Source organism: Arthrobacter sp. PM3, from assembly GCF_003352915.1.
Taxonomy (GTDB): Bacteria; Actinomycetota; Actinomycetes; order Actinomycetales; family Micrococcaceae; genus Arthrobacter.
The window spans coordinates 3850285-3861998 of sequence record NZ_CP022314.1; the positions used below are offsets into that span (position 1 = coordinate 3850285).

The window sequence follows — 11714 nt, forward strand, 5'->3', positions numbered from 1 at the left end:
CGTCTCGACTGGCATTCGCCGGAACGAACCGCCTCGACAACGGGACTCGACTATCTAGGGTACCAAGATGCGAGTTCAAGATGGCATGCTGGCTTAGGTGACCAGCCAAACAACTGTAAAAACCCTGCTCATCCTTGGTGCCTCCGGCGATCTTACCGGCAGGCTCCTGCTGCCCGGGCTGGCCCGCCTGGTGGGCCGGGGCCGCGCCGACGGGCTCGTCCTGGCCGGCGCGGGATCGGATCCCTGGACGGCCGGTCAGTGGGAGGACCGGCTTGAGGAGTCCTTCGCCGATGAGAACTCGCAGGCCGATGCCTACGGCAAGCGTGAGCTGAAGCGGATCCGCCAGGAAAGCGCCTATCATCAGCTCGACGTCACGGCCAAGGGCGAGCTCGCCGCGCTGCTGGCGGAGCTGGAAGGGCCGGTGGCGGTTTACTTCGCCCTCCCGCCGCGCATCAGCCAGCTCGCGTGCGAGGCCCTGGCCCCCGAGGACGTGCCCGCCGGCACCCGGCTGGTGATGGAGAAACCGTTCGGCTCGGACGAGGCGTCCGCCCGGCACCTGAACAAGACACTGGCGGCCCTGGTTCCGGAGGACCACATCCACCGGGTGGACCACTTCCTGGGCAAGGCAACCGTCTTGAACATCCTGGGCCTGCGCTTCGCCAACGCCTTCCTGGAACCGGTGTGGAACCGGCAGTACATCGAGAAAATCGAGATCGTCTTCGACGAGGACCTCGCCCTCGAGGGCCGCGCCCGCTACTACGACGGCGCCGGCGCCCTCCGGGACATGATCCAAAGCCACCTCCTGGAAATCATGGCCCTCATGGCGATCGAACCGCCGGCCTCCGTGGACGAACGCGATCTGCGTGACGCCGTGGCCACGGTGCTGCGCGCCAGCAGCATCAGCGCCCCGTACCGGCAGAGCACCCGGCGGGCCCGGTACACGGCGGGGTCCATCGACGGGCGCAGGATTCCGGACTACGCCAAGGAAACCGGCGTGGACGCGTCCCGCAACACGGAGACCCTGGCCGAGGTGCAGGTGGGGATCGACAACTGGCGCTGGCAGGGCGTGCCGTTCATCCTGCGCTCCGGCAAGGCGCTGGGCCGCAAGCGCAAGGAAGCCGTGGTGACCTTCCGGCCGGTGCCGCACCTGCCCAAGGGATTCACCGGCGTGGATGCGCCCAACCGGCTGCGGATCGGGTTCGGTCCGGACACCTTGCAGTTCGACGTCGATGTGAACGGCCCGGGCGATGTCCTCAGCCTGGACCGGGCCGTGTTGGAGGCCGAGCTGAGCGCCTCGGACCTCCTGCCCTACGGCGAGGTGCTGGAGGGCGTCCTGACCGGCGATCCCCTGCTCTCCGTGCGGGCCGACACCGCGGAGGACTGCTGGCGCATCCTGGCACCGGTCCTGAAGTCCTGGGCCGCGGGGCATGTCCCCCTGGAGGAGTATCCCGCCGGAAGCACCGGGCCGGAGGGCTGGCCGGCGTAGCCAGCAGCCGCCGTCGGGCACAAGACCGCACCGGGCACAAAGAAGCGGGCCGGATGCCTTTTCAGGCATCCGGCCCGCTGTGTCAGTGCCGCCGTCGCTGTGGCCGCGGTCCGCGGTGCGGGGGCTAGATGGCCGCCGCGCCGCGCTCCCCGGTGCGGACCCTGACGGCCTCGAACACATCCATCGTCCAGACCTTTCCGTCGCCGGCCCGGCCGGTGTTTGAACTGGCGATGATGACATCGAGGATGTCGTCGGCCTGTTCGTCGGTGGCCAGTACTTCGACCCGGATCTTGGGCAGGAGGTCCACGTTGTATTCAGCACCGCGGTACACCTCGGTGTAGCCGCGCTGCCGGCCGTAGCCGCTGGCCGCACTGACCGTGAGGCCCTGCACGCCGTAGGCTTCCAGGCCTTCGCGGATTGCCTCAAGCTTTTCCGGACGGACGATTGCCGTGATCAGTTTCATGCCCCCACACTTTCCTTACCCGTTGCGTTCTTCTTGCCGTTGGACGTGGCGTCCACCGGAGCTGCCAGGACCGCGTCCTCGCCCGTCTTGCCCGTGATGATCTCGTGCAGCGGCTGGAAGCTGCCGCCGTGGCCGCCGACGCCGAACTCGTACGCGGTCTCGGCGTGCAGGCTGAGGTCAACACCCACGACTTCCTGCTCCTGGGAGACCCGGAAGCCCATGAGCTTGTGGATCGGGAAGGCGATGACGAACGTCATGATCGCGGTGAAGACGATGGACATCAGGGCCGCGAGGCTCTGGGCGACGAGCTGGGTGGTGCCGCCGCCGTAGAAGAGGCCGGCAGCGCCCTGGGTCGGGGTGGCCAGGAAACCGATGGCCACGGTGCCGACAACACCGGCGACCAGGTGCACGCCGACGACGTCGAGCGAATCGTCGTAGCCGAACTTGAACTTCAGGCCGACGGCGAGCGCCGAGGCCACACCGGCGGCAACGCCGAGGGCGATCGCACCGAGCGGGGAGACGTTGGCGCAGGCCGGCGTGATGGCCACGAGGCCGGCGACGACCCCCGAGGCGGCACCGAGGGAGGTCGGGTGACCGTCGCGGAAGCGTTCGACGGCGAGCCAGCCGAGCATGGCGGCGGCCGGGGCGGCCAGGGTGTTGATCCAGATCAGGCCGGCCTGTTCAACAGTGGCAGCGGCACCGGCGTTGAAACCGAACCAGCCGAACCACAGGATCGCGGCGCCGAGCATCACGAACGGGATGTTGTGCGGGCGGTGGTTCGGGTCTTTGCCGAAGCCCTTGCGGTTGCCGATGATCAGGACCAGGATCAGGCCCGCGACGCCGGCGTTGATGTGGACCACGGTGCCGCCGGCGAAGTCGATGACCGGCGCGAACGTCTGGCCGAACCAGCCGTCAGCAGAGAAGAGGCCGCCGCCCCAGACCATGAACGCCATCGGAGCGTAGACGAGCGTGGCCCAGATCGGGGTGAAGACCACCCAGGCGGAGAACTTGGCACGGTCCGCGACCGCACCGGAGATCAGGGCCACCGTGATAATGGCGAACGTGGCCGCGTAGCCGACCTTGAGCAGGTCGGCCGGGTCGGTGAAGCCGTGGAGGCCGAAGTGGCTGAACGGGTTGGCGAAGATCTGGAAGAAGTTGTCCTCGTTGCTCGTCGCCATCGAAGCGCCCCACAGAACCCACATGATGCCAACGGTTCCGATTGCGACGAAGCTCATCATCATCATGTTCAAAGCCGACTTGGCACGCGTCATGCCGCCGTAGAAGAATGCCAGGCCCGGGGTCATGAACAGCACGAGTGCCGCGGCGACCAGGAGCCAAACGAGACCTGCGGTGAGTTCCATGGTCTGCGTCCTCTCTTGCTATCAGGTGCGGAGTAGTCCGCCGGTCCCAACGCATTATTTGCGTTCTACAACGAGTGTCGCGGCGCTGTGTTTCGCTGGCGGAGGATTTACATTGCCGCCTTGTTACAAGAACCTCCCGGACGTAAATGGTGCATCTCACACTTGTTACGGTTATGTTTCACCCGCATAATTCCGCGACCGCCGCCCGGCAGCCCGCCGGCCCGCTCCGACCCAAGGATCACCGCACTATGAGCAACACCCCACGCCCCGCCGGCGAAGCCGCGTCCACAGTGCCTTCCCGGGCGCAGGGCCGGGCCCGGCTGCCCCGGGACATCAAGGTGATGCTGGTCGCCGCGTTCCTGATCGCCATTGGTTTTGGCCTCGTCGCGCCGGTCTTGCCCCAGTTCGCGACCACTTTCGACGTCGGCGCGACGGCGGCGGCCGTGATCGTGAGCATCTTTGCGTTCATGCGGCTCGTCTTCGCCCCGGCCGGCGGCGCCTTGATCGTCAGGCTGGGCGAACGGCCCGTCTACGTCGCCGGCCTGCTCATCGTGGCGGCGTCGACGGCGGCCTGCGCGTTCGCGCAGGACTACTGGCAGCTGTTGGTCTTCCGCGGGCTCGGCGGCGCCGGGTCGGTGATGTTCACCGTGGCGTCCATGGCGCTCGTGGTCCGGCTCGCTCCGCCGGAAAGCCGGGGCCGCGTGTCCGGGGCCTACGCCTCGGCGTTCCTGATCGGCAACGTCTGCGGCCCGATCGTCGGCGGCCTGCTCGCCGGGTTCGGCCTGCGGGTGCCGTTCCTCGCCTACGCCGCGGCCCTGCTGCTCGCGGCGCTTGTGGTGCAGACCCAGCTCAGCCACATCCCTGCCGCCGCACGGCAGGACGGCGCCGCGGCCCCGGCGATGGAGTTGAAGGACGCGCTGCGGGACAGCGCGTACCGGGCCGGCCTCTTTTCGAGCTTTGCCAACGGCTGGGCCACCTTCGGCGTGCGGATGGCGACAGTGCCGCTGTTCGCCGTCGCGGCCCTCGGCGCCGGACCGGAGTCCGCCGGCTGGGCCCTGGCCGTGTTTGCCGGCGGCAACGCGGTGGCCCTGACGTTCTCCGGCCGGCTCGCGGACAACCTCGGCCGCAAGCCGCTCCTGCTGGCCGGGCTGCTCGTCACCGGCACGGCCACGGCGGCCATCGGGTTCACGCACCAGCTGCCCTGGTTCCTGCTGGCCTCCGCCTGTGCCGGCATCGGCTCCGGGCTGCTGGGACCGGCGCAGCAGGCCGCCATCGCGGACGTCATCGGCAACGAGCGCTCCGGCGGCCGCGTGCTCGCCGTCTTCCAGATGGCCTCGGACAGCGGTGCGATCGTCGGCCCCGTGGTGGCCGGACTGCTGGCGGACCGGCTCGGCTACGGCTGGGCCTTCGGCGTTACCGGCGGCATGCTGCTGGCCGCCGCGGCCGTGTGGCTGCCGGCGCGGGAGACGTTCCGGCGGTCAGCGGGGTCCTCCGGCCTTGGCTAAGCTGGGGACACTTGCCACAACCGTCCGGAGGTAATCCCCCATGGCCAGATTCGACTCTTCCCCTGGAAAAGCCGAAGTCCCCGACCCCGACAAACCCGCCAACGCGGCGACGCGGAAGCGCGGCCGGCTCATCGCCGGCGCCGGAATCGCCGCCGCCCTCGTGGCCACGGCCGTACTGATTCCACTGTCCCTCAACGGCCCCGCGCCCGTGCCGCCGTCGGCGTCCGACACGCCGGCCCCGACGCCGACCGTCACCGAGGTCGGGCCGCCGGTGAAGTACTACTCGCAGCCGGGGCCGCCGGCCGGTTCGCCGCTGGAGGCGGTCCAGCCCCTGCGGGTCAACGTCTCCCCGGACCTGGTGGGCACCTCCCTGAACAAGGGACTGACGGGAATCTCGCTGGAGGCCACGGATCTGGCCGACCCGGACCTCAGCGCGGACAACGCGTCAATGGTCAAGCTCCTCAAGGAACTCGACCAGCCGGTCCTGCGCTTTGGCGGCAACGCCGTGGACCGGCGGTTCCTGTGGACGTCCACGGGCGAGGGCGTGCCCGCCAGCTACAAGGGCGACAAGACGCACCCGGTCAAGGCCGTCGGCCCGGCGGACCTGGCCCGGCTGAAGACGCTCCTGGACGCCGGGAACGCCAAGGTCAGCCTCACCGTGGACCTGGGCCACTACGATCCTGCCCGGGCGGCGGACATGGCCAAGCATGCCTCGGAGATCTTCGGTGACCGGCTGCTGAGCATTACGGTGGGTAACGAGCCCAACGGCTTCGTGTTCAACGACGTCAAGACCGGCAGCGGCTACAGCCTGGAGCAGTACGTCCGGGAACTGAAGGACTACGCCAACGCCATCTACGCGGTGGCCCCGAACGTGCCGATTTCCGGCCCGGGCGCATATGACTCGAAGTGGTGGCAGCCGTTCGTCGATGCGGACATTCCGCAGAAGAAGATCCTGACGTTCCACAACTACCCGTTGTACAGCTGCGACGGCAGCGACCCCAAGGGTTCCCCGACCATGGCCAACCTGATGAGCCAGCTGATGCATGACCGTGCGGCGGACTACCAGAAGTCGGCCCTGAAGGTCGGCCAGGCCGCCGGCTTGGAGACGTGGCTGCCGGAGACCGGAATCGCGGCCTGCCCGGGCTCGAACGAGACCTCCCGCACCCACGGCTCGGCCCTGTGGGCGGCGGACTACGCGCTGAACGCCGCACAGCTGGGGATCACCCGGATCGGCTTCCACAGTTCCCTGCTGACCTGCAAGGGCGGCCCGCCCCTGTCCGCCATCTGCAGCGCAGGCTCCTACCCGTTCGGCAACGGCCAGATGTCCGGCCGGGCCAATTTCTTCGGTATTTCCCTGGTGGCCGGACTCGACGCCGGCAAGTTCATGAAGCTGGACAGCTCCGGGGGCGGACTGGCCTTCAGCTACGCCCTGCAGAACGCGGACGGCAGCACCACCGTGGTGCTCGTGAACGAGAACGATCCCGAGAAGGCCGCGCAGACGGACGTCACCCTGACCCTGCCGGGCAAGCCCGTGACCGGGACGATGACCCAGCTGCAGGGCCCCAGCTACAAGGCCGAGGACCAGACCGTGATCGACGGCGCCAAGGCCGCGGCGAAGCCGATCGCCGAACGCCCCACCGTGCCCGGCTTCACGTACAAGTCCAGCACCCAGCAGTTCAAGCTGACCGCCGGAACGGTCACGGTGCTGAACTTCACGTACTAGCCGCATAGCGGGCCGTCACCACGGCGGCAAAAAGGTGCCCCGGTCCTGTGGACCGGGGCACCTTTGCGTTGAACCTCTTGGGTGGGCGGGGTCAGTTCAGCAGCGCGTCCACGAACCCTTCGGCGTCGAACGGCGCGAGGTCATCGGCACCTTCACCCAGGCCGATCAGCTTGACCGGGACGCCGAGCGACTTCTGGATGGCCACGACGATCCCGCCCTTGGCGGTGCCGTCCAGTTTGGTCAGGACGATGCCGGTGATGTTGACCACCTCGGAGAACACGCGGGCCTGGTTGAGCCCGTTCTGGCCGGTGGTGGCGTCCAGGACCAGCAGGACCTCATCCACTTCGGCAAGCTTTTCGATGACGCGTTTGACCTTGCCGAGCTCGTCCATGAGGCCCACCTTGTTCTGCAGGCGGCCCGCGGTGTCGATCATGACGACGTCGACCTCCTGGTCGATGCCCGCCTGGACGGCCTCGTACGCCACCGACGCCGGGTCCGCGCCGTCGATGTCCGACTTCACCGTGGGAACGCCGACGCGCTGGCCCCACGTGGCGAGCTGTTCGGCGGCGGCGGCGCGGAAGGTGTCGGCCGCACCGAGCAGCACGTCTTTGTCCTCGGCCACGAGCACGCGGGCGAGCTTGCCCACGGTGGTGGTCTTGCCGACGCCGTTGACGCCCACCACCATCATCACGGCCGGCTTGTCGGCGTGGCGTTCGACGTTCAGGCTGCGGTCCATCGTGGGGTCCACGAGCTTGATCAGTTCCTCGCGGAGCAAGGCCTTGACGTGCTCGGGATCCCGGGTGCCGATCACTTTGACGCGTTCGCGGAGCGCGTCCACGAGCTGCATGGTCGGTTCGGTGCCGAGGTCGGCCAGCAGGAGGGTTTCCTCCACCTCGTCCCAGACGTTCTCGTCGATCTTGTCCGCCGACAACAGGGCCAGCAGTCCCTTGCCCAGGATGTTGTTGGACTTGACCAGCCGCTCGCGCAGCCGGGTGAGGCGTCCCGCCACCGGCAGCGGCGTCTCCACCGGCACGGTTTCCAGTCCCGCGACGGTGTCCGGCACCTCGACGGTTTCCAGGCCCTCGAGGTCGGTTTCCTTCGGGGCCGCCCGTTCCGGGGCCGGCGCCGGTGCCGGCCGGTCTTCCACCAGGGTCCCGGCTCCCGGCGCCTGCACGGGATCATTTGCATCCCGCGGGCCGGGATAGTTTTTGGTGTTCTTCCGGGTCTTCATGAGCACCGGAATCAGCGCACCAAGGACCACCAGGACAGCGAGGATGGGCAAAATAATGGGGAGGATGTCGTTCACTCCCCTAGCTTCTCACAAACCCCAAACAGGCCGTGGCCAGCGCTTTCGCCACGCCTGGTCCCCGGCGGCCGGCCTACACGTCGGCGCCGAGCCGCTGGCTGATCACAGTGGACACGCCGTCGCCGCGCATTGTGACTCCGTACAGGGCATCGGCGACTTCCATGGTGCGTTTCTGGTGTGTGATGACAATCAGCTGGCTGGATTCGCGCAGCTCCTCGAAGACGGTGATGAGCCGGCCCAGGTTGGTGTCGTCCAGCGCGGCCTCGACCTCGTCCATGACGTAGAAGGGCGAGGGTCGGGCCTTGAAAATGGCCACGAGCAGGGCCACGGCCGTCAGCGACCGTTCCCCGCCGGAGAGCAGCGAGAGCCGTTTGATTTTCTTGCCGGCCGGGCGGGCTTCCACCTCGATGCCCGTGGTGAGCATGTCCGACGGGTCGGTCAGGACCAGCCGGCCTTCCCCGCCGGGGAACAGCCGGGCGAAGACCCGGACAAACTGCCGGGAGGTGTCCTCAAACGCTTCGGCGAAGACCCGCTGCACACGCTCGTCGACTTCCTTGATGATGTCCAGCAGGTCCTTCCGGCTGGACTTGAGGTCCTCGAGCTGGGTGCTGAGGAACTGGTGTCGTTCCTCGAGCGCCGCAAATTCCTCAAGCGCCAGCGGGTTGACCTTGCCCAGCGCGGCGAGATCACGTTCGGCGCGCCGCAGCCGCTTTTCCTGTTCCTCGCGGACGAAGGGCACGCCTTCGAGGATCTCGCGGCCGTCCTCGTCCACCGGGGCGCGCAGGGCGGCCCACTTGTCCGCCGTTGCGGCGGCGGGCACCGGGACGGGCTGGTCCGGGCCGTAGTCGGCCACGAGCTGGTCGGCTGTGAGGCCCAGGTCCTCCACGCTTTTGAGTTCCAGCGCCTCGATCCGGAGCCGCTGCTGGGCGCGGGCAAGCTCGTCGCGGTGCACGGAGTCGGTGAGTTCGGCCAGTTCGCGGGCCAGGGCGTCGTTGGCGGTGCGGACCGCGGCAAGGTCGCGTTCCATCCCGTCCCGGCGTTCCTCCGCGCTGTCACGCTCCCGGCGGGCCAGTTCCACGGAGACGTCGATGAACGCTGTCACGTGCTGCACGGCATCGGCGACGGCGGCGGCGCGCCGGGCCTGGAGCCGGCGGCGGCGGGCCCGTTCCGCCGCTTCCTCGCGGGCGCGCCGCTCGGTGGCGGCGGCCCGCTCAAGGGAGGCCGCCCGGTTGCGGGTGGCCGTGAGCTGCTCCTCGGCGCTGCGCAGGGCGAGCCGGGCCTCCATTTCGGCGGTGCGCGCCAGCGAGGCGGCCAGGGCCAGGGCGTCGCGGTGTTCCGGGGAGGGTTCGGCCTCGGCGGGGGCCTCCTGGGCGGCGGCGAGCCGGGCCGTGACCGCTTCGAGGGCCTCCTGTTCGCTGGCGATGCCGGCTTCGGCGCGGGACAGCGACGCGGTGAGGCGTTCGCTTTCGCCGACGGCGCCGCGCAACACGGCGTTGAGGTGGCCCAGGCGTTCGGCGACGGCGGCAAGTTTCGCATCGGAGTCGTGGAGTTTGGCGAGGGCGGCGTCCGCGCGGTCCTGGGCGTCGCCGCGCCGGGCCCGGGCGGCGGCCAGGGCGAAACGGTTGCGTTCGAGCCCGGCGGTGACCTCGGCCAGCCGGGCGGCGGCGTCGTCGACGGCGGCCTGGACTTCCAGCAAGGACGGCGCCGTCGCCGAGCCGCCCACGACGGTCAGTGCGGTGCAGACGTCCCCTGCCCGGGTGACAGCGGTCAGCCCGGGATGGGCGGCGATCAGCTGCGCCGCCGCCGTCAGGTCGTCGACGACGGCGACGCCGGCCAGCAGCCCGGCGAGCGGCAGCCCCGCAGCGCCGGCGTCCACAGCCGAGACGAGCTCCGCGGCCCAGCGCGCGCCGGCGGGCAGCACATCGTCTTCGGTAGGCACAGCGCCGTCGGGGACGGCGCCGGGAGCCGGGGCATCGGCCAGCAGCAGGGCGGCGCGGCCGGCGTCGTCCTCGCGCAGCATGCGCACGGCGGCGGCGGCCGTCTCCCGGTCCCGGACCACCACGGCGTCGGAAGCGGTGCCGAGCGCGGCGGCGATGGCCGGCTCATATCCGGCCTCGACCGTGATCAGGGAGGCCAAGGATCCCAGGACGCCGGCGGCCAGGCGCCCGGACAGCCCGGCGTCGAGCACGTGCCCGGATCCGTCCTTCCGGTTCAGGCCCAGCTGCAGGGCATCCCGGCGGGCGGTGAGGGCTCCGCGTTCCCGCTCCCCCTCGCGCTCGGCCGCTTCCAGCTCATCAATTTCGGCGAGGATGGCCTCCAGGTCCGCGCTGGCGGCCTCGTAGTCGGCGTCGAGGGATTCCTCGCCGTCTTCGACCCCGGCTACTTGGGCTTCCAGGGCGGTGAACTCGCTCTGCGCCTGCCGGCGGCGCTCGTCGCCGGCCTTTTGCGATTCGCGGAGGCGGCCGAGCTCGGCCTGGGCCGCCTCCACACGGGACCGGGCCGCGCCGACCTGCCCGGCGAGCTTTGCCAGCCCCTCCCGCCGGTCCGCGGCGGCCCGCAGCAGGGCGGCCAGACGTTTGTCCTCGGCGGCGGCGGCCTGTTCGGCCTCCTGCTTGGCCGCCGTCGCGGCGTCCAGGGCCGCCGTCCGGTCCAGGATCTGCTGTTCCAGCCCGGCCTGCTCCTCGCGGACGCGGCCGGCCTGCTTCTCCAGCTGGTCCGGGTCCCTGGCCGTGTCCGGGACCACGTCCGCGGCGCCGAGCAGCCGGCGGCGTTCCTCGGCGAGGGAGCCGAGGGAACGGAGCCGTTCCCGGCCGGTGGAGAGCGCGTACCAGTTGTCCCGGGCGGCGTTCAGCGCGGGCGTCGCCTCGGCGGCGAGCTGTTCCAGGGCGGCCTGGCGCTGCCGTCCGGCGTCGAGGTCACGTTCGACGACGGCGCGGCGCGCCTTGAGCGCCGATTCGTCCGCGACGTCCTGGGCCAGGGCGGACTGCAACTGGACGAGGTCGTCGGCCAGGAGCCGGGAGCGCGCGTCGCGGACCTCGAACTGGACTGTCTGGGCGCGCCGGGCGACTTCCGCCTGTTTGCCCAGCGGTGTGAGCTGCCGCCGGATTTCGCCGGTGAGGTCGCTGAGCCGGGACAGGTTGGTCTGCATGGCTTCCAGCTTGCGGACCGTCTTTTCCTTGCGGCGGCGGTGTTTGAGGATGCCGGCGGCCTCTTCGATGAACCCGCGGCGGTCCTCCGGGGTGGCGTGCAGGACCCGGTCCAGCTGGCCCTGGCCGACAATCACGTGCATTTCGCGGCCGAGGCCCGAGTCGGAGAGCAGTTCCTGGATGTCCAGCAGCCGGCAGCCGGCACCGTTGATGGCGTATTCCGAGCCGCCGGTCCGGAACAGGGTGCGGGAGATCGTCACCTCGCTGTAGTCGATCGGGAGCGCGCCGTCGGTGTTGTCGATGGTCAGCGAGACGTGGGCGCGGCCCAGGGGCGGCCGGCCCGAGGTGCCCGCGAAGATCACGTCCTCCATCTTGCCGCCGCGCAGGGTCTTGGCTCCCTGTTCGCCCATCACCCAGGCCAGCGCGTCCACCACGTTGGACTTGCCCGAACCGTTGGGGCCCACCACGGCGGTGACGCCTGGTTCGAATTCAAAGGTCGTCGCAGAGGCAAACGACTTGAATCCGCGGACAGTCAGGCTCTTGAGGTGCAAGGTGTTTCTGGTCTCCTGCTCGGCGGATGGGGCACGCTAGTACTTACAATCTACTGCGGAGCAGCGGTAATTCCGCGCAGACCCCCGCGCGAAGCCGCCGCAGGTGCCGCCGGCGGCATGTGCGCGAACTGGCCCGCACCGGGCATAGTTAAGCTCTTGGGCCTGTGCTTGAT

7 protein-coding genes are annotated in these 11714 nt (G+C 69.7%); 3 read left to right on the plus strand and 4 right to left on the minus strand.

All coding sequences use genetic code 11. The features are described from left to right. Nucleotides 1-97 precede the first annotated feature (97 nt). The gene (locus tag CFN17_RS17585) at nt 98-1486 is read left to right on the plus strand and encodes a glucose-6-phosphate dehydrogenase (protein ID WP_208748994.1); all 1389 of its coding nucleotides are present in this window, start codon (nt 98-100) and stop codon (nt 1484-1486) included. 124 nt (nt 1487-1610) lie between these two features. On the opposite strand, the gene CFN17_RS17590 is transcribed toward CFN17_RS17585, so the two are convergent. Then, nucleotides 1611-1949, minus strand: coding sequence for a P-II family nitrogen regulator (locus CFN17_RS17590; protein ID WP_018773460.1), 339 nt, complete (start codon nt 1947-1949; stop codon nt 1611-1613). Then, nucleotides 1946-3310, minus strand: a complete 1365-nt coding sequence (locus CFN17_RS17595; protein WP_208748995.1) for an ammonium transporter — start codon at nt 3308-3310, stop codon at nt 1946-1948. Before CFN17_RS17595 ends, CFN17_RS17590 begins: the two co-directional genes overlap by 4 nt. A gap of 248 nt (nt 3311-3558) precedes the next feature. Here CFN17_RS17595 and CFN17_RS17600 point away from each other — a divergent pair, with 248 nt between their 5' ends. Both CFN17_RS17600 and CFN17_RS17605 read left to right on the plus strand, forming a co-directional pair. Beyond that, a complete protein-coding gene (locus CFN17_RS17600; protein ID WP_395925516.1) occupies nt 3559-4815 on the plus strand; it encodes an MFS transporter in 1257 nt (418 codons plus the stop codon). Between the two features lie 40 nt (nt 4816-4855). Next, nucleotides 4856-6538, plus strand: coding sequence for a hypothetical protein (locus tag CFN17_RS17605; RefSeq protein ID WP_208748996.1), 1683 nt, complete (start codon nt 4856-4858; stop codon nt 6536-6538). Nucleotides 6539-6629: 91 nt separating this feature from the next. Here the strand turns inward: CFN17_RS17605 and ftsY are convergent, their stop codons facing one another. Both ftsY and smc read right to left on the minus strand, forming a co-directional pair. Then, entirely contained in the window at nt 6630-7844 is a 1215-nt protein-coding gene (gene ftsY / locus CFN17_RS17610; RefSeq protein WP_208748997.1) for a signal recognition particle-docking protein FtsY, read from the minus strand. Between the two features lie 73 nt (nt 7845-7917). After that, nucleotides 7918-11541 (minus strand): chromosome segregation protein SMC, encoded by a 3624-nt coding sequence (gene smc, locus CFN17_RS17615; RefSeq protein WP_208748998.1) that lies wholly within the window; start codon nt 11539-11541, stop codon nt 7918-7920. Between the last annotated feature and the right edge of the window lie 173 nt (nt 11542-11714).